This window comes from Schumannella soli, from assembly GCF_006517435.1.
GTDB lineage: Bacteria > Actinomycetota > Actinomycetes > Actinomycetales > Microbacteriaceae > Schumannella > Schumannella soli.
The window spans coordinates 1,203,103-1,219,700 of record NZ_VHQG01000001.1 but is presented as its reverse complement, the minus strand read 5'-3'; the positions used below and the strand labels follow the sequence as shown (position 1 = coordinate 1,219,700).

At 67.8% G+C, this 16,598-nt stretch carries 21 protein-coding genes; 9 read left to right on the top strand and 12 right to left on the bottom strand.

The window, feature by feature from the left end; all coding sequences use genetic code 11:
* Positions 1 to 120 precede the first annotated feature (120 nt).
* The 7 genes from FJ657_RS05445 to FJ657_RS05415 all read left to right on the top strand — a co-directional run bounded on the left by FJ657_RS05445 (position 121) and on the right by FJ657_RS05415 (position 5,574).
* Positions 121 to 690, top strand: a complete 570-nt coding sequence (locus FJ657_RS05445; RefSeq protein ID WP_141162597.1) for a helix-turn-helix transcriptional regulator — start codon at positions 121 to 123, stop codon at positions 688 to 690.
* Between the two features lie 61 nt (positions 691 to 751).
* Positions 752 to 1,057: a hypothetical protein gene (locus FJ657_RS05440; RefSeq protein WP_141162596.1), complete on the top strand. Its 306-nt coding sequence runs from the start codon at positions 752 to 754 to the stop codon at positions 1,055 to 1,057.
* Positions 1,058 to 1,162: 105 nt separating this feature from the next.
* A complete protein-coding gene (locus FJ657_RS05435; protein WP_141162595.1) occupies positions 1,163 to 1,900 on the top strand; it encodes a YfbU family protein in 738 nt (245 codons plus the stop codon).
* A gap of 292 nt (positions 1,901 to 2,192) precedes the next feature.
* Positions 2,193 to 3,938 (top strand): hypothetical protein, encoded by a 1,746-nt coding sequence (locus FJ657_RS05430; protein ID WP_141162594.1) that lies wholly within the window; start codon positions 2,193 to 2,195, stop codon positions 3,936 to 3,938.
* A gap of 116 nt (positions 3,939 to 4,054) precedes the next feature.
* Positions 4,055 to 4,276, top strand: coding sequence for a hypothetical protein (locus tag FJ657_RS05425; RefSeq protein ID WP_141162593.1), 222 nt, complete (start codon positions 4,055 to 4,057; stop codon positions 4,274 to 4,276).
* The gene (locus FJ657_RS05420) at positions 4,273 to 4,896 is read left to right on the top strand and encodes a recombinase family protein (protein ID WP_141162592.1); all 624 of its coding nucleotides are present in this window, start codon (positions 4,273 to 4,275) and stop codon (positions 4,894 to 4,896) included. Before FJ657_RS05425 ends, FJ657_RS05420 begins: the two co-directional genes overlap by 4 nt.
* An 84-nt stretch (positions 4,897 to 4,980) precedes the next feature.
* Positions 4,981 to 5,574, top strand: coding sequence for a hypothetical protein (locus FJ657_RS05415; RefSeq protein ID WP_141162591.1), 594 nt, complete (start codon positions 4,981 to 4,983; stop codon positions 5,572 to 5,574).
* Between the two features lie 519 nt (positions 5,575 to 6,093).
* Here FJ657_RS05415 and FJ657_RS05410 read toward each other — a convergent pair.
* From FJ657_RS05410 to FJ657_RS17055, 6 genes are all read right to left on the bottom strand, one after another.
* Complete coding sequence (locus tag FJ657_RS05410; RefSeq protein ID WP_141162590.1) at positions 6,094 to 6,387, bottom strand: hypothetical protein; 294 nt, start codon at positions 6,385 to 6,387, stop codon at positions 6,094 to 6,096.
* A gap of 346 nt (positions 6,388 to 6,733) precedes the next feature.
* Entirely contained in the window at positions 6,734 to 7,672 is a 939-nt protein-coding gene (locus FJ657_RS05405; RefSeq protein ID WP_141162589.1) for a DUF3560 domain-containing protein, read from the bottom strand.
* Positions 7,673 to 7,702: 30 nt separating this feature from the next.
* Positions 7,703 to 8,062: a DUF8317 domain-containing protein gene (locus tag FJ657_RS05400; protein WP_141162588.1), complete on the bottom strand. Its 360-nt coding sequence runs from the start codon at positions 8,060 to 8,062 to the stop codon at positions 7,703 to 7,705.
* Positions 8,063 to 8,520: 458 nt separating this feature from the next.
* Positions 8,521 to 9,948 (bottom strand): ParB/RepB/Spo0J family partition protein, encoded by a 1,428-nt coding sequence (locus tag FJ657_RS05395; RefSeq protein ID WP_181408878.1) that lies wholly within the window; start codon positions 9,946 to 9,948, stop codon positions 8,521 to 8,523.
* Between the two features lie 92 nt (positions 9,949 to 10,040).
* Entirely contained in the window at positions 10,041 to 10,445 is a 405-nt protein-coding gene (locus FJ657_RS05390) for a DUF3846 domain-containing protein (protein ID WP_141162586.1), read from the bottom strand.
* Between the two features lie 1,181 nt (positions 10,446 to 11,626).
* A complete protein-coding gene (locus FJ657_RS17055) occupies positions 11,627 to 11,785 on the bottom strand; it encodes a hypothetical protein (RefSeq protein WP_181408877.1) in 159 nt (52 codons plus the stop codon).
* A gap of 55 nt (positions 11,786 to 11,840) precedes the next feature.
* Here FJ657_RS17055 and FJ657_RS05385 point away from each other — a divergent pair, with 55 nt between their 5' ends.
* On the top strand, positions 11,841 to 12,386 hold the full coding sequence (locus FJ657_RS05385) for a hypothetical protein (protein WP_141162585.1): 546 nt from the start codon (positions 11,841 to 11,843) through the stop codon (positions 12,384 to 12,386).
* Positions 12,387 to 12,554: 168 nt separating this feature from the next.
* Here FJ657_RS05385 and FJ657_RS05380 read toward each other — a convergent pair whose 3' ends face one another.
* From FJ657_RS05380 to FJ657_RS05365, 4 genes are all read right to left on the bottom strand, one after another.
* On the bottom strand, positions 12,555 to 13,124 hold the full coding sequence (locus FJ657_RS05380) for a hypothetical protein (RefSeq protein WP_141162584.1): 570 nt from the start codon (positions 13,122 to 13,124) through the stop codon (positions 12,555 to 12,557).
* A 169-nt stretch (positions 13,125 to 13,293) separates the two neighbouring features.
* On the bottom strand, positions 13,294 to 13,578 hold the full coding sequence (locus tag FJ657_RS05375; protein WP_255447153.1) for a hypothetical protein: 285 nt from the start codon (positions 13,576 to 13,578) through the stop codon (positions 13,294 to 13,296).
* Between the two features lie 49 nt (positions 13,579 to 13,627).
* A complete protein-coding gene (locus FJ657_RS05370) occupies positions 13,628 to 13,903 on the bottom strand; it encodes a hypothetical protein (RefSeq protein ID WP_141162582.1) in 276 nt (91 codons plus the stop codon).
* The gene (locus FJ657_RS05365) at positions 13,900 to 14,190 is read right to left on the bottom strand and encodes a hypothetical protein (protein WP_141162581.1); all 291 of its coding nucleotides are present in this window, start codon (positions 14,188 to 14,190) and stop codon (positions 13,900 to 13,902) included. The genes FJ657_RS05370 and FJ657_RS05365 overlap by 4 nt, the downstream gene beginning before the upstream one ends.
* Positions 14,191 to 14,410: 220 nt before the next feature.
* On the opposite strand from FJ657_RS05365, the gene FJ657_RS05360 reads away from it, so the two are divergent.
* The gene (locus FJ657_RS05360; protein WP_141162580.1) at positions 14,411 to 14,863 is read left to right on the top strand and encodes a helix-turn-helix domain-containing protein; all 453 of its coding nucleotides are present in this window, start codon (positions 14,411 to 14,413) and stop codon (positions 14,861 to 14,863) included.
* Here the strand turns inward: FJ657_RS05360 and FJ657_RS05355 are convergent.
* Together FJ657_RS05355 and FJ657_RS05350 are read right to left on the bottom strand one after the other, a co-directional pair.
* On the bottom strand, positions 14,860 to 15,081 hold the full coding sequence (locus FJ657_RS05355; protein ID WP_141162579.1) for a hypothetical protein: 222 nt from the start codon (positions 15,079 to 15,081) through the stop codon (positions 14,860 to 14,862). The genes FJ657_RS05360 and FJ657_RS05355 overlap by 4 nt on opposite strands.
* Positions 15,082 to 15,730: 649 nt before the next feature.
* Positions 15,731 to 16,126, bottom strand: a complete 396-nt coding sequence (locus FJ657_RS05350; protein WP_181408876.1) for a DUF3846 domain-containing protein — start codon at positions 16,124 to 16,126, stop codon at positions 15,731 to 15,733.
* Between the last annotated feature and the right edge of the window lie 472 nt (positions 16,127 to 16,598).

Here is a 16,598-nt window from a genome sequence, read left to right as displayed (position 1 = left end):
ACATCAGGGCCAGGGCGCCGCCGCAGTCGCGGCGCACATCATCCCGCGCGCGATCGGTTCCTGGCGGGCACCTCGAGCAAGCGAGCGGAGCGAATCGGCGATGCGGCTACGGTCACTGCTGTGAGCTCGAACTGGCGGTACCTCAGCGGCAGCTGGCTCACCCTCCAACCCGGCCAACGCGTCTGGCTTCGCCCCAGCCGCAAGCCCGGCGACATCGTCGCCGTTGACGTCGCCGCAGTCCTGCCCACCGCCAGCGACGGCAGCGGCGCCGGCATCCGCGACCAGTCAGGCCGCGACTACCGCCGCTTCGACTGGGACCTCGCGCTGACAGAACCCGACGAACTCGCGGCCCAGGAGCGACGCGGCCTGGTCAAGATGCCCTCACGTCGCCGCAGCGTCATCCTCACCCGATCGCAACTCGTGATCATCGCCATGTACGCCAACGGCGCCACCGTCACCGAAGCCGCCACCGTCCTCGGGATCTCTCGCTGGACCGCCTACAGCTACCTCGTCCAGGCGAAACGCCAATATGCCGACCTCGGCTACGACGTCAGCACGAAACAGCTGCTGCTCGACGAACTCGAGCGAGAAACACCTGCTGTCGGCAGCTACTACGCCGTCACCCGGCCAGCCCGACCAGCCCTGCCGATCACTAGGCACCACAAGGACCTCGGCAACTCTAATATTTGAGGTTATGCCAGTAACCCGTTCCGGGAGCGCAATACCGGAGCCCTAGGCGCACACTTGGCTCATGTCTCCAAGCAAGTCCTCTTCGGTTGACTACGCGTCGCAGTGCACCATCTGCATTGACTATCAGGCCGGAGAGCGCGTCGATCGAATTGTGTACGAACGCCCACAGGCCCCCGTGCCCGATCGGCCTCTTACCGAGGCGGATCGCGTCCGCCTATTGAGGCACCCCGACGACACCTCGTTGACCCAGGAGGCCCAAGCGATCTTCGCCGACCTGAAGAACCGGGGCGAGCTGGATCCGAGCGCGATCGTCGTTGGGATCTTCATCGCGCGCAGCGCAGCGGCCGCACTAGAGATGGGTCTCTAGCGTTCCGAGCGTCGCCAGACTGCAGCCCCGCGCCCGATGCTTCGTCCCCGTGATACGTGTAAACATTTTCGTGATACACGCATACATTGGGGCTAGTCTGGCCGCATGGCAACCATCAATGTCCGAGTCAGCGACGAGGTCCGGGACCGACTAGAGCTGTCCGCTCTCCGAGAGCGACAGAGTTTGAGCGAGTACGTCAGAGACGTGTTGAGCGCCTCCGCCTTCTACCAAAACGATGACGACGTCACTTCCTCCGGCGACCTCCCCGCGCCCGAGTCCATGGCCGACCGAGACCGGCACGTGCTCGCCCTGCTGCACGAGATCCTCGAGCACGTCGATGAGCGAGAGGCGGACTACCACCAGGGACGAGTGGAGGTGTTGCAGAAGGGTTTCACCGCCGAGTACGAGGCCGACCTACGCGGCTACAGCGTGGAGTTGTCGCGGTCGGATTGTCGCCTCGTCCGCGACATCCTCGACATGTTCCGCGTCGTCGGTGCGAGCGTCGCGCGCCTCTCGGAGGACGGAACCCCTGTCTCTGCGGACACCGAGAGGAGGCTTTCCTATCAGGGCTTCGACTTCAACGATCGTCGGGAAGGCCACATGGCGAGCTATGTCGACCACCTGGTGCGAACTGAACGCTGGCAAGAGGTCCGTCCCATCATCGAGGGCGACAGCCGCGGCAATTCACACGGCGAGATGCTCCCGACTTACTCGCGCATGCTCGCTCGGTACAAGGAAGCGATCACCGCGCGACGCCGCGAGGTCGGCTTCGCCGCATATGAGCTAGCCACCGACGATCTGAGCGCGATCGAGGTCGCCGGTTACGGGCGCCCAGCTGACTAATGCCCTGTGCCTCCACTTGCGGCGGCAATATTTCAGTGGGAGAGGCGCAACCGTGAGCGGTGGACTGAGCATCAACGTCCCGGCGGCCGCGGGTGGGGATGCCGACATCGTGATGCCGGGGAGTGCCTCCGGGGGCTAGCCCGCATTGCGGCAGACTAGGAGTGCTCATTTCCAGACACGGTCCTGGAGGTCCGGAACAGTGGACGATCCGACTCCCGAATGGTTGAGATCTGTAGCTAGGGTCCTACCGCTCCCTTATCGTGCGCCGCTGCCGTACACCCTCGGCGAAGCAGTGTCTGAGCTCGGAGCGTATGCGGCCGCACTCGACGACACCCGATGGGGCCAGGACCAGGCGAAGAAGAACTGCAAGTCGTTGCAGAGCGAGATCGAGTTCCAGCAGTCGCGTCTCGGGGCCCGCCTGTCGCGGGTCGTCGCGCCCATCGCTGATGAGCTGATCGGCACGAAGGGCCGGAGCCGTTTCATCGCGGATGCGGCGAGATTCGACGCGATCTGGCGATCCTCACCGGCAATCAGCGCGGCGTTCGAAGACGTGTGCGACGCGGCTCAGCGGGCCGGCACGACGACTCGTCAGCTGCGGCGACTTACCGCCGTACTGGCCTCTCAAGTCGGGGAGGCCGCCGAGGGTCCGTTCTCGATCATGGACACGGTTGCCGAGGAGCTCGTGGGGCGAGATTGGCCCGAGTGGGTTACCGATGACCGCCACGAGCTAGGTTCCGTCGCCGATCGCCTAGCGAAGGCCAAGCAGAGCCTCGTCAGCGCTCCGCCGATCTGCCGAGTGGTCGTCTGGCTTGTCTACGATCGGGCCGCCGTGCCCGGGATGCGGTTAGAGGCCGGGCGAATCACCTTCCTCAGGGGCGAGTGGGCGCTCCCGAACGCTCTCGACGGTGGGCCCAACGACTTCCCCGAGCGCGGGGAACTTCGTACCATCAGCGAAGACGTGCACTGGCTAGAGCCTTTGCACCAGCTGTCGCTGGGGCCGGAGAGTCGAATAGTTCTGGTCCGCGTCGATCTCGGCGAGCGAGCCGTCGCGGGTGCTGCGCGATCTGCACGGCAACAGGTAGATGCGCTCGTGTCGATCGCTGCCGAAGCCGGCGGTGTCGCCTGGGTCGACACGCAGAAATGCGTGGTCATGGCGGACGGCCAGCCGGCCGTCATTTCGGGCGGACTCAACCAGGCGTCGGGTGGCGGCGTTTTCGTCGACGAGTACGGCGTAGGCGCAACCGCCGAGATTTTGGCCAACGCCTCGGATCAGCTCAGCGAAGCACTCGCTCGAGGGCCCATGCCGCTGTCGCTGGCAGAGGCGCTGACAACGCTTCGCGAAGCACGGCTGACCGATCACCGAGATGTTCTCTTCCACAATCTCCGCGCCGTGACCCCGCGGGTAGCGACCGCGCTCGAAGACCACGCCATGGAGCTGATCTCGGTAACCCTCGGCGTCAGCGGCAACAGCCTTGCAAACGCGCTCGAGTCTTTCGAGCGAGACAGACGCACTGATCACCTGCTGGCGCGCCAGATTGTGGCGCCCTTTGACGGCCCGTGGGGGATGCAACAAGGCGCGGACTACAGAGCCCTGGAAAACACCATCCGTATGTATGACGGCGATCGATCGCACATATCGCTCGTGGCGGCCGTCTCCCTCCGCGACGAAATCCTGCGCCCCGACATGCCCGCGCTCCTTCGAGCCGACCTGGAGGAAGCACTCGAAGCGAGTACTGACCCGGAAGCAGAACGGCGCCTACTCGAAGAGGCGACTAAGGAATCCGGTGTGCTCAGGAAACGCCTCCGTCGGGTGCGCAACGCGATCAACCACGGACTCCCCCTGAGTGCTGCGGCGCTCAATAGCGCCCGGCCCTACTCCGAGCGGATCTCGCGCGTTGCGCTGAACAGTGTCCTGTCCTGGTTCAAGGAGGGCGGTTCGGCCGCTGCCGCCCTTGAATCGCTGAGCGCACCCGTGAAAGCTCGCGAGAAGCGTATCGACCAAGGCGTGAGCCTGATTGAAGATCTCCAAACCGACTGAGAGATGCGATGTCGATTGCCTCCGTTTGGGGATCGTCCACCGGAATGGCCTGGGCGCTGCCTCCGAGTCCCGGAATCTCCGCTCTCGTAAGACCCATTCCGCATACGATTCCGGTGATGGGACGTGCAATGAGACAGATCCGAGTTCGAGCAATCGCAGCGATGGGCATCGCCGCTGTGGGGATGATCGGACTGCTCGTCGTTCTCGCGCTGCGCGCGAATGAGACGATCGGCGACGACGTGGCCGTGCCGATCGCCTGCTTCGCTGCACTCGTATTCGCGGTAGCGACGATCCTGACCGGGTTGCCGTTCATCCGACGCGAGCCCGACCGGCGATGACCGGGGTGCTGGTCGGCTACGCCCGCGTATCCACGCACAAGCAGGATGCGCAACTGCAGCGCGATGCGCTCCTCGCCGCCGGCGTCTCCCCCGACCAGCTCTACGTCGACGAGGGCCTCACCGGCTCGAACCGGGATCGCCCCGCGCTCCGGGAAGCGTTCGCTGCCGTTCGAGCCGGCGACACCCTGATGGTGACCAAACTCGATCGCCTCGCCCGCTCCGTCCCCGACGCGCGCGACCTCGTCGACGAGCTCACGAAGAAGGGCGTGCGGCTGCGGATCGGGGAGAGCATTCACGATCCCGAAGACCCGACCGGCCGACTGCTGTTCAACGCCCTCGCGATGGTCGCCGAGTTCGAGGCCGACCTCATCCGGGCCCGCACCCGCGAAGGGATGCGCGTCGCCGCCGCGCGCGGTCGGCTCAAGGGGAAGAAGCCCAAGCTCACTCCCGCCGTCGAGGCGCACCTCGTCGCCGAGTTCCACTCTGGCGACTACTCCGTGAATGAGATCGCCCGCCGGTACAAGGTTGGCGTCGCGACCGTCTACCGTGCCGTGCAACGAGCCCGCACAGCGAACGTCGGCGACGACATCGCCATCACGCTGCCGCTCGCCGACGACTGATCGCGACTGCGTTCCAACGCGGCTGATCCAGCTGACGCGAAGAGGGGACTGGCGACCTGCTCGAGTGCGCGGTTGCCTGGCGGGGTGAATCGCTCAATCCAAAGCGAGCAGACGCCTGCTTCGCGCAAGGTGCCGAGTCTCGCGCGCTGGCTGGGTCGGGTGCTCGTGGCCCGAGGGGTGTTGGCGCCGAAGGAGATCGAAGCACACCTCCATGATCGCTTCGTCGACGTGCCCCGACGCCTGGATGCGTTTTTGCGTCTCGAGCGTTCGGTGCAGCGGCAGGTCTTGGCTCACCTGCAGCTGCGAGTGGAGGCCCGGCGGTCTGGGTTTACGTCGGCCGTCGTGGCCACAGTCGGTACCGCGGTGCTGACACTCGTCGTCGTGGCGTCATCGTGGATCACCGCGCTTTTCAATATGACCTTCTCCGCATTGCTGCACTTCAGCGACCCGAAGACCGGAGAGTTCACGGCGGGGGCCGAGGGGCTCGCGGATACGGTGCCCGAATTCAGCTGGCTCTACCTTGCGGTGGTAGTCGTCGGCGGCATCGGGTTGCTTACGGTGTTCGTCGGCGCCCGAGGCGTCGACCGGGAGCGCGCTGTCGCGGCCGCCTGGCTGTACGCGTACGACGGCGCGCTGGTCGCTGAGGCGAAGAAGAGATGGTGGCGTCGGCGGGGATGACCGTCGTCCGAGATAGCGAGTCAGATTTGCTGTCGCGGGCGCCTCTGTTTGCGGGACGGCTCAGCCGCTGACCCCTGCCCGGCGGCGGCAGCGCGCGCCGTGACCGATGCCAGCCGACTCCCGTTGAAGCGCTCAGACGGTCGAGGGAGTCGCCGCTCCTCGCGCGATCGGCAGCTTCTTCATGCGTGCGGTCAGGCGCCGTCGATCTGCTTCTCGATGTCGGCGACGAGCTGCAGCGCGGTCGACGCAGCGGCCTGGTGGACGGCGGTCTGCTGCGCGTCGTGGGCGTGCGTGGGGTGAGGTCGCTGGCGATCTTCGGCGCGTTGGCAATGCGCTTCCAGTACGTGACGTCCTTGTGCAGCTCGTCGATCTGCTCGCCGAGGTCCTGCACGAGCTGCTCGGCGTAGCGCTGGAGTTGCTTGCCGTCGCGGAGGCCGTCGAGGTAGCCGGCGGCGTAGTTGGCTGCCTGCTCGAGGGTGAACGTGCTCTGGTCGAAGGTCATGATGCCCGCTCCCCCGCTCACTGGCAGCTGTCGCACTGCAGCAGGTCCATGGGGTCGACCATCGGTTCGGGGTAGGGCTCCGGCTCGGTCTCGGTCGCGGAGTGCTGGTCTCCGGGCTCGTCGTGCTCGGCGTGGATCTCGACCCACATCTGCGCAGCCTCGGCGGCGCCGGCGGTGTGCAGTACGGCGAAGATCGCTTCCACCTCGGTGCAGCTGAACCCACCCGCGAGCTCACGCGCGAGGCCCTGATCGGAGAACGCTGCTGCGAACTGCTGGACGGCCTGGGTGACCTGGTCTGTGGTGCTCATCATCCTCATCTCCTCCCCTCCACGTTTTTTTGCCGTGGAGGCGACCTTGGTCGCCGCAGGGAGACACGCTGAGTGCAGGTGACCGTGGAATACCGGACCGAGCACCGCGAGGGAGGATATGCCGCGAAAGCACTTACACGGCGGGCGGCCGACCGCACAATGCCGCAGGCTCCACGGCAGAAAATTCGGGGGCAAGCCCTCGGATAAGAGCGGCGGCCGCGGATGCGGCCGACCTGGTGGGCGCGAGCTCCGTCGAGCGCCTGGCCGGCGCCGCCGGCTCCTGCACGGGGGTGCGCGAGGGGATCACCCCTCGCGGCCGGCCCCCGCGGGGGCCGACCCGGGCGCTGGCTCAGCCGCCGGCGGGGCGGTGGGCGGTGATCTTCGCGTAGGGCGTCGTCTGCGTCCAGCTGTGGCCGGTGTCGACGCTGACCGTCTTCGCGTTCGCCCGCACGACCCGGTACCAGTAGCCGCCGACCTTCACCGTGTCGCCTGGCTTGATCGTGTCGCGGCTGTAGTTGGTGGCGGTGCCGTCGGCGATCTGCTCGGCGCGCACGCTCTCCCAGTAGGTGAGCTGGTCGCGCAGCTCGGTCAGGCGTGGCGCGATCGCCACGGCGCGGGCGTCCTTGCGCTCCTGCGTTGCCGGCTCGTAGCCGCGTTCCGGGTGGTAGTAGTCGGCCTCGATTGACCGCTCGGCGCGGCGGATGTCGGCGCCGAGCTTCTGAATCCGGTTCGCGACGGTGACGACGCTGTAGCGGGCCCCGGTGGTGTGACTCGCTTCGTCGGCGCGGCGTGCGACTTCGTTCGCGTCGTGGTCGGCCTGGACGCTCGCGCCCATGCTCGCGTGTGCCCGGTCGAGGGCGCGACGGTGTCGGGGCTCGGAGTGGTGGCCGATCTTCACCGGCTCCCCGCCTTCGGGCAGGCGCGCGGCGTCAGCCTCGTGTCGCTGCCATGCCGCATCCGCTGCCGCCTGCTTGCGGTCGACCTTCTGCTCGAGCGCGGCAACGCGGTCGGCCTGGCGGGCGATCTTCCCCGCCTCGACCTCGGCGGTGCTGCGCACGCTCTCGTCCAACTCAGTCGTCACCTCGAACCCGGCCGCGGTGAGCGCATCCGCGGTGCGGCGGATCGTGGGGTGGTTGGGGCGATGGTCGCGGCTGTTCGGCACGTACCAGGCGCTGATGCTGCGGCCCCACCTCCAGCGGTTGGCCTTGAGGATGTCGGCGGTTCCGTCGCCGCGGCTGGTGCCCTCGATCAGGGTTCCGGCTTCGTGGGTGTGGGTGATGGTGAGCATGTCGGATCTCCTCGTCTCGATCGGTGCGGGTCAGCTGTTCAGGGCGGCGTAGCGGGCCGGGGTCTCGCTGCGGTCGTGCAGCTTGTACGCGGCCGGGGCGATGCCGAGCTCGCGGGCGAGGTCGACGCCGACGACGACCCACGCGCCGGATGCCATGTAGCCGACGCGCTCGGCCGGGCGCGGCTCGACCGGCTCGAAGTGGTGCAGGGTCATGCCCGGAATGGTGTTGGTGCGGGTCACGAGCCGCACGGCGGGCGTGCGCTCGTCGGCCGTGTGGCGGCCGCCCTCGTGCGTCACGGTGACCTCGTCGACGCGGCTGCTGATCCCGTCAGCGGGACTGTGGCGTGCGCCGAACAGGATTTCGGCGATGGTGCCGGTGGGCTGGGTCATGGTCTCTGCTCCTCCCCCTCCACGTTTTCTTGCCGTGAAGGCGACTTTGTCGCCGGTAGGACGACAGGCCGGAGCACAACCCCTTGGGGCGGGGAGGAGAGAGTTTCCGGCCGAAATCAGGAGCGCAGCGACGCGGTCGGAAAGTCTCGGAGGACCGGCGGCGCCGCCGCTTGTGTGCAGGTCGGGCGGCCGTATCCTGCCGCAGGCTTCACGGAAAGAAAACCGGGCCCCGCCCGGATGCAGAACGGCCGGCCCTGGCCGGCGCGATGAGGCGAACAGCGCCGGCGCCGCCGGCGACCTGGCTGGCGGCCGCCGGCCGCTGCTGCGCGATCGCGCGGCCCGCGCAGCGGTTCGTTCCCGGGGGTGCGCGAGGGGGTCGCCCCTCGCGTGCCGGCGCAGCTGGCACACCGCGCCCCGGGGGTGGGCGGGGCAGGTGTTGGGCTGCCCCGCCCGGTCGATCACTCGGCAGCGTCCTCGCTCTCGACCTGGTCGTCATCCGCGTTCAGGCCCGCGGCGATCCGCTCGACCGCGGAGAGGGTGTATCCCCACGCCTGCAGCTGCAGCAGGTAGTCGCGATCCTCGGCATTCGGGGTGCGCCACGACTCTCGGCTGGTGTGGTTCTCGCGGGCGGAGAGCATGGTCGCGAGCACGACGTGCCCGGCCCGGGTCGGGGTATCCGTGGCGACCTTCGCGATCTGGTCGTGCCCGAACCCGTTCGGGTCGAGGCCCAGGAACGCGCGCGTGTGCGTGTGGCGGTCGTTGCTGACGGTGTAGCTGTAGCTGGTCAACGTGACGGCCTCGAACAGGGCCGCAGCCTTCGGCAGCGTCTTGCGGGTCAGCAGGGTCGCGATCCACTCGCGGCGCACCGGCTCCGCCGCATCCCACGCCTTGTTGTTGGCCAGCAGTGTCCGACGCTCCGCGCGGCGGGCCTCGGCCTCGTCGTCGGGGAGGTCGGCGAGCTTCACCTTCGGCTGAGCGCCGCTGCTGTAGCGGTAGCGGTCGTGGTGCAGCTCCGGCTGCACGCACACCTCTTCGGTGTCCTGGTCACCGTCGTCGAGGCCCCACACGTTGACATAGACCACGCGGCCCGGGCACTCGGCGTGCTGGGCGTCGGTGATGCCGGGGCGGTCGTCGGCGTCGTCGGCGGCATCCGTGAGGGTGTGCAGGCGGCGCGCGCCCGTGGGCCACGTGCTGACCGCGGCTACGCCCTGGCCGACGTACTCACCGAGCACGGCCTCTTCGCGGGCGGAGACCTTCGCGTCGTGGCGCAGTTCCCCCGCCAGGTGCTCAAGCTCGTCCTCGCGGGCCTCGGCCAGCGCATCGAGCGCGTCGGCGTCGGCCTCGAACTCGGCCATGAGCAGCGCCCGGTCGAGTGACACCGCGGTGTCGGCCAGCGCCTCGCGCGCGGCGGTCGACTTCGCGACGGTGATCGACTTCTCGATGGTGGCCTTGTCCTCGCCGGTGGCCTTGGCGATCTTCGCCACGGACAGTCCCTCGAAGGCCAGCTGCTCGTAGGCGGTGACGCGCTCGGTGCCGGTGAGGTCGGTGCGGCGGTCGTTGGTCACGAGCTGCTGCGTGATGCGCTGCGCCGTGGTCAGCTCCCCCGCCCCGAAGTACGCCGGGATCGTCGAGGTTCCGGCCTCGCGGGCGGCGAGCACGCGACGCTGCCCGTCGCGAACGTACACGGTGCCGTCGTCGCCGCGGCGCGCGAGCACCGGCAGCAGCACTCCTTCCGCGCGGATGGATGCGACGAAGGCGGGGTCGAGCTGCACGTCGGTGCGGATGTTCGCCTCGAACTCGATGACGCTGGGGTCGATGTGCTCGACCTGCGCCACGGTCGCCACGGCCTCGGCCGAGGCGGTGGTCTTGCTGGTGGTGTCAGTCACTTTCGATTCTTCCTCTGAGTTGTTAATCTGGTGGCGACTCAGGCCGGAAACCGGGGGCAGTGCGAATGCTCCCGGCCTCCGGCCTTCGTCATCTATCGGGTGCGGACCGGCCCGACCCACTGAGCGGCGAATGCGTACTCGCTCGGGCCGCGCTGACGGGTCCAATCGCGCACCACGGCGGCGCGCTCGTCGTCGGTCAGGGAGCGGCTGTCGCCGGTCGCCTGGTCGATGCCGAGGAACAGGCCCGCTCCGAACCACGCGCCCTGCCCATCGGGCTGGCGTGCGCGGAGCATGACCGACAGCTCCCGGTTGAGCGTCGAGCGGTACAGACCTTCGTCGTCGACCCAGACGTCGACGGTGTCGGTGTAGCTGACGACGTCGAACGAGTTGCAGCCGATCGCGGCGTTCATCCCATCCAGTCGCAGCGTCGTGGTGGTGTCATCGATTTCGACCGACGACAGCACCCCCTCCACATCGATTCGCAGTCCTCGCAACATGTGTCTCTCTCCAATCCCCTTCACGTTTTCTTGCCGTGAAGGCGACTTGTCGCCGGTAGGGCGACCGGCTGGAGCACAACCCCATCGGGGCGCGGAGGAGAGAGTTTCTGGCCGAAATAAGGGAGCTTGCGACCGCGGTCAGAAAGTCTCGGAGGAGCGGCGGCATCGCCGCTTGTGTGGAGGCCGGGCGCACGTATCCTGCCGCAGGCTTCACGGCAAGAAAACGGGCCCCGCAGGGCCCGAACAGCACCGGCCGGCCGTGGCCGGCTCCATCGACGAGAACAGCGCCGGCACCGCCGGCGACAGCTTCCGGTCTACCCCGGTAGCCCCTGACTCACCCTGCGCCTAGATTTTGGGAATGCTGTTGCTGATCGCCGCGGCCGCCATCGTGGGCGCCGCCGTCATGACGATCGTCGTCAGCGTGGTCGCGCTCGAACGCACCGATCGGCGCCTCCGCAGCGACGACCTAGGCTGATCCTCATCGGGCCGGCATCCGGTTCCCGGAGTTGACCGGGGCCAGCCTGATCCACGTGTCTGCGGCGGGAGCGAGCGACCTTCGTCAGCCGCGAACTCTCGTCGCAGCGCAGCGACGGTGATGTTGCGCGCACCAGCCTGCGTGCGCCATTACGGCCAAGATCGGATATGCCTATGACACTTTTGAGGCCCGATTTTCTGGGCCGCACCCCCGTGATTACGGGTCTACGAGGGCGGCTCGGCGAAATGGAAGCTGCGAACCGCATCTACGGCCTGGGAGAATAGATCTCAGGTAGGCAGCTCCAGACCTACTGACTCTGAGAACGAAGAAGGCCCGCTGGCAGGCGGGCCGACTTCTGAATCTGAGTCGCTTCGCAGCGCCTCTGGGTGACTACAACACCCGGTTAGTTCAATCGGAGTTTACGCCGGTCACGGCGGCTGTCGCAAGGCAACCACCGCGGCGCACCTGGAGCGTGCTCTCGAGGCTCGAAAGAGTCGTAGAGAGGGGGTTCACGATGAAGACCAAGCGTCAGAAGCGTGAGTTCTTGATCGCCGCTGCAAAGTGGTTCGGAGGTGTCGTGCTTCGCGCGATCTTCTGGGCCGCCGCGAAGTGGTGGCTCGAGAACCACATGTGATCCCAGCCGGTCCGGTCATCGTCCGCGGTGACCGGGCCGGTTCCACCCGCGGTCGCCCTGTGACGTCGGCGATCAGATGCGTTCGACGATCAGGGCGACGATCTGATCCTTCTCCGTGTCGAGGCTGGCTTTGACCTGCGCGATCGCCTCGGCCGAGGTGGTGTCGTCAACGTCGACCCTGTTCACGTCGTACTCGCCGCGCACCTTCCACCCGACTGTCCATTTCGCCATGCGGCCACGCTAGCCCTGTCGTCACCTGTCGCTCGGGCGCGGCACGATCGGTTCTGTGAATCTCGATACGTTGCGCAATCTCCCGCAAGATGACCAGCGGGTTTTCCTGCTCGGCCGAGTCGCGGCGGAGACGACCGAGACGGATGCTGCTTTGCGGTTCTTGTGGGCCGCGCTGCAGGAGCGCCGGAATGTCGGGGCCTCGCTCGAGGCGCCCGACTACTTCTCGACGACGGTGAAAGAGTGCCGCAAGTTCGTGCGGGACAGTACGACGATCAGCGCCGACGACGCCACGGCGATACGGGGGGCATTGCGCGTCGCGAGCGAGCTCTATACGCGGAGGAATCGCTACGTCCACGACCTGCTTCGCGAGAGCCTTCTGAGCAGCGAGTGGGAGCTCGTGCGGCTGACAGGTGAAGTCGACATTGAGCCCGAACCTGAACTCGTGTCGTTCGACAGCACCGTTGAGCTCGTGCGCGATTTCGTTGCGGTGAAGTTCAGGCTACGCGGATGCGCCATGCATCTGCTCACCGGCACCTGGGAGGGCCTCGCGTTCGGCCAGCTCGAGGGCCGCTGGGATGGGTCGGTCGACATCTCGCGCTAGCTGCTCATCTTGAATCGATGACGGCGCCGACCTCCAGATCTTGTACTCGATGGTGGCGATCGCCAGCATCGTGCCGAAGCGCACCAAGGCCTTGAGCGTGCGCCTTTACCTGTCTCAACGTTCGTGACGGTCGGCAGCGGCGTGTCCCATCGGGCTCGGCGCGGTCCGCTACCGGCGCCAGGGGTTGAACCAGCGAGCTTCCTCGGCATTGGCGGCTGGGTGGAAGGTGCCACCTGCGGCGGCGATGAGCTCGAGGCGGCGGTCGGGGCTGGAGTCGTAGATCGGTGGTGTCAGGAAGGCGCAGGCGACGAGCTGCCTGCTTGCGGCGACCAGGTCGGCAGCGAGCTGGATGAACGTGGCGATCGCGACCTTGGACTCTCCAACGGTGGGCTTGTCGACGGGTTCGTAGCGGTAGGCGTAGCCGTCGGCGTTCCAGAGCCAGACATCGTGCGAGAGCCTGTTCCGTTTCTCGTGGGCAGCCTTGGCGTCGTCGAGGGCACCGATCATCGCGGCCCGGACCTCGTCGTCGACGCCGAGAGCAGCGACCAGGTCGCGGGCGTTCTGATCGGACTGGGTGTACTGCCGCACCTGCTTGTAGGGGCGCTGGAGCTCGGTGGCCATGAGCCAGCGGAAGATCTCGAGGTTGTCGGCGACGTGGATCGCGTTCTGAGTGACGGCACCGGTGATAAACGTCAGCGCGTTCTCGCCGATGATCCCGTCGGGTATCGGGTCAAGCATTCGCGAATGCTAGCCAGACGTGAGCCCCGTTTGCAGGCCAGTGCGGGCAGCTGCGAGAGATATCGGGTCGTCTGCGGCCCAGGCCTGCAGACCGGCGCGGGATCTCTCCGCGCACCGAGAACGGCCCATACGGCGCTCTCTCGGTGGAGCTGGGCCCGCCCTTCGAGTACTACCTGCCCTGACGGGCCGGGCGTACGTCGCTGACGGCACCGGCCCACACCCACGTCTTGTACTCGACGCCGGCGACGGTGAACCGGATCGCCATGGCTGCCGGTGTCCAGGCGACGACCTGCGCGTCGACGACGATCGGCACGCTGCCGAAGCGCACCCACGCCTTCACGTCGCTCGGGTTCGGATCCCGAGTGAGCGGGTACTTGCCGATGCCGATCTCCTCGTTCGTGAGACCCTGCAGCTCGCCGTCGCGGGCGATGCCCTCGAGGATGCGCTGATCCATCAGCCGGTCGTAGTGGTGCGCGTAGCGCCGGTTCGTGCCCACTGGCAGCTCACACGGTCGTCGCCGGCGGCGTGCCCTCCGGCTCACGCGGCAGATACCGGGTCCCGGGATCCTCGAGCGATCGCCACGGCCTCCACCCCGAGGCGTAATACATCGACGACGGCCACGGCCATTGCTCGGGCGGGAGCTCGTCGGTGACATCGCGCCCATCGAGCATCACGGCGTCGTAGGACATCCGCTCGCCGCGGTCGTGGAACTCGCGCTCAAGCGGGGTCTCCGCCCGGGGTGGTGGCAGCTGCACCCAGTCGCGGCGGCTGCGGCTCATCGCGCGGCCGGCCGCGCCGCTGGCGGCGCGTCGTGCACGGCGAGGACGATCCACTCCCCCGCTGCTGCTCCGGGGCGGAGGTCGAAGACGGGGGCGTTGCCGTCGGCGTCGACGGCCTGGAATCGCCACCCCGACCAGCGGCGCTCGATCGGGTGCGTCATCGCCGGATGCCACACGTCGCCCGGCTCGAGCCGGGTCGGGGTGTCGTTGACCCTGTACCGGCGGCCGTGCCAGACGATGCGCACCGGGCGCTCGTTCGCGAACCACACCGCAGCAGACTCAGGCATCCCCGCACCTCCATTCGAACATGTGTTCGAACACGGTACATCCGGCCCACGTCGCCGGGAAGCGTGAGCGGCGCGTCGCGCCCGGCGAGCTCGCAGACGGCTGCTGCGACGCTGGGGCGAGATGCAGCATTACGGGCGAACGGCGTGGGGTGGCCTGAGGCCCGGACGCCGGGTGTGGATCAGGCCGAAGCGGCGCCCCGGCGCCGCGACGCACGTGACGGTGTCGCGGATCCTCGCGAAGACCTACGACGGGGCCGGCTTCGTCGACGAGCACGGCATCGAACACCGCAGCTTCTACTGCGACCTCGTCCAGGCACCCGCCGGCAGCGAGGAAGAACCGGAGCCGATCGTCGCACCGGTACCGGCGCCGTCGCCGGAGCCCGAGGCGCCGGCACGCGCGAAGGATCTGCTGCCGCAGCTGCGCGTCACGCCGCGGCAGCTCGTCGCGGCCGCACTCGCGGTCGCCGGCTTCACCCGGCGGGAAGCGGCCGACATCCTCAGCATGTCGCCGCACACCTACGACAAGCTGCTCAGCTCGTTCCGGCGCCGCTACGCCGCCGTCGGACGCCCTCTCTCGTCCCGTGTGGCGATCGCGCGCGAGCTCGAGCAGGAAGTGCCGGCGGTCGTGCGCGGAGTGCAGGTCATTCGACCTGCGGTCCAGCAACAGGCCTAGCTGCCGTCCCCCTCGAGGGCGGGCTGCTGCAGCCGAAGCTCGGCGGCGAGCTCGCGGGCGACGACTGCCGCGCGCTCGAGCTCGACACGATCGCGATCGTCGACGTCGAGCGCCGCGCTGTGCAGCTGCGCTGCGTAGTCGTCGAGCGCGCCCAGCAAGGTGCCGAAACGTTCGGCGCCGCTGAGATCGAGCCGGGCTATGAAGCGACTATGCGTCATAGGGGACGATCCTGCCGCGCACGGTACAAGGGGCCGAGACCCCAGAACGGGCAAGAGCTGCGGCGGCCGGCCCGCCGGGTTCCCAGAGCAGCAGCAGGCCGGCCCGCGCCGGACCTTCACGCACGACGCACCCCCAGGATGCGCTCCCCCGCGCGAAGGTCAACCCCTCACAGGAAGCCGGAGGTCCGGCGTACCGTCACCCATGGCGGGCGCACGGCGTTCACGCACCGGCGCCCGTGAGCAGCTCACAGCAGTTGCTCTCCCGGCGTCCGCATTCATCCCGCGGCGCCGGGATCCACCATCCAGCGCGACGGGGAGCCGGCAGCCCGCCCGATCGGCGCGCGGGTTGCCGACTGCAAGCCGCGCCGGTGCACCACCACACGGTTGCGACAGGACCAGGCGGGCGACCGCCGACACCGCCGATGAAGCCGCAGTGCCACCACGAGCGACAACCAGTTCGTGCGAGCTAGCTAGCGCCGGGCCTCGACGGTGGTCGGGTCGATGTGCTCGATCTGCGCGACCGGCACGCTCGCCGCAGTCTGGGTGGTGGTGTCGTTCATGGTTTCGATGTCTTTCGCTCTGGTTAGGCTGGTGGGGATGTGGGCCGGAGCCCGGAAACACTTGCCTTGTTTCCGGGCTCCGGCTTTCGTCATCTTCTGGTGCGGGTCGGGAGGAGGAACTCGACCATGAACCGGTACTCCGACGGTTCGCGCTTGCGCGTCCAGTCCTGCACGATCCGGGCGTACTCGCCCGGCGTCAGCGACCGCGACTCACCGGTGCTGTGGTCGACGCCGAGAAACAGCCCGGTGCCGAACCAGGTGCCCTGTCCGGCAAAGCGCTCGCGGCGGAGCATCACGGACAGCTCGGCGTTCACGCTCGAGCGGTAGAGCCCTTCGTCGTCGACCCAGACGTCGATCGTGTCGGTATAGCCGACGACGTCGTAGGTGTGGCATCCGATCGCCCGGTGCATGCCCTCCATCCGCGCATCCGCGGTGGTTTCGTCGATCTCGACCGAGGACAGGACCCCGTCGATACCGACCTTCAAACCTCGCAACATGTGTGCTTCTCCAATCCCCTTCACGTTTTCTTGCCGTGAAGGCGACTTGTCGCCGGTAGGGCGACCGGGTGGAGTGCAACCCGCGGGGCGGCGGAGGAGAGAGTTTCTGACCGATGCGAGGGAGCCTGCGACCGCGGTCGGAAAGTCTCGGAGGAGCCGGCGGCGCAGCCGCTCGAACGGAGCCCGGGCGCCCGTATTCTGCCGCAGGCTTCACGGTAAGAAAGCGGGCCCGCAGGGCCCGGACAGAAGGCGCCGGTCGGGGCCGGCTCGGATCAGAGGAAGGCCGGCGCTGCCGGCGACGAATCGATCGCTCCAGTCACAACAGAAGGTCCCCACGCAGAATCTCAGCCGCCGAGGGGGCCGACGTTGGATCCACTGTTGTCGCAATCGAAACGACGATGCCTTCGCCTGCGATGGAAACCGACCGCTCGCTCCGGCGATAGCCTTAAACGCTGACTCC

Excerpts from the sequence above, each read along its gene's own strand:
- FJ657_RS05440 (WP_141162596.1), top strand. The coding sequence starts at position 752 with ATGTCTCCAAGCAAGTCCTCTTCGGTTGACTACGCGTCGCAGTGCACC.
- FJ657_RS05425 (WP_141162593.1), top strand. The coding sequence starts at position 4,055 with ATGGGACGTGCAATGAGACAGATCCGAGTTCGAGCAATCGCAGCGATG.
- FJ657_RS05410 (WP_141162590.1), bottom strand. The coding sequence starts at position 6,387 with ATGATGAGCACCACAGACCAGGTCACCCAGGCCGTCCAGCAGTTCGCA.
- FJ657_RS05400 (WP_141162588.1), bottom strand. The coding sequence starts at position 8,062 with ATGACCCAGCCCACCGGCACCATCGCCGAAATCCTGTTCGGCGCACGC.
- FJ657_RS05375 (WP_255447153.1), bottom strand. The coding sequence starts at position 13,578 with ATGGATCAGCGCATCCTCGAGGGCATCGCCCGCGACGGCGAGCTGCAG.
- FJ657_RS05435 (WP_141162595.1), top strand. The coding sequence starts at position 1,163 with ATGGCAACCATCAATGTCCGAGTCAGCGACGAGGTCCGGGACCGACTA.
- FJ657_RS05420 (WP_141162592.1), top strand. The coding sequence starts at position 4,273 with ATGACCGGGGTGCTGGTCGGCTACGCCCGCGTATCCACGCACAAGCAG.
- FJ657_RS05380 (WP_141162584.1), bottom strand. The coding sequence starts at position 13,124 with ATGCTTGACCCGATACCCGACGGGATCATCGGCGAGAACGCGCTGACG.
- FJ657_RS05355 (WP_141162579.1), bottom strand. The coding sequence starts at position 15,081 with ATGACGCATAGTCGCTTCATAGCCCGGCTCGATCTCAGCGGCGCCGAA.
- FJ657_RS05390 (WP_141162586.1), bottom strand. The coding sequence starts at position 10,445 with ATGTTGCGAGGACTGCGAATCGATGTGGAGGGGGTGCTGTCGTCGGTC.
- FJ657_RS05370 (WP_141162582.1), bottom strand. The coding sequence starts at position 13,903 with ATGAGCCGCAGCCGCCGCGACTGGGTGCAGCTGCCACCACCCCGGGCG.
- FJ657_RS17055 (WP_181408877.1), bottom strand. The coding sequence starts at position 11,785 with ATGGCGAAATGGACAGTCGGGTGGAAGGTGCGCGGCGAGTACGACGTG.
- FJ657_RS05365 (WP_141162581.1), bottom strand. The coding sequence starts at position 14,190 with ATGCCTGAGTCTGCTGCGGTGTGGTTCGCGAACGAGCGCCCGGTGCGC.
- FJ657_RS05405 (WP_141162589.1), bottom strand. The coding sequence starts at position 7,672 with ATGCTCACCATCACCCACACCCACGAAGCCGGAACCCTGATCGAGGGC.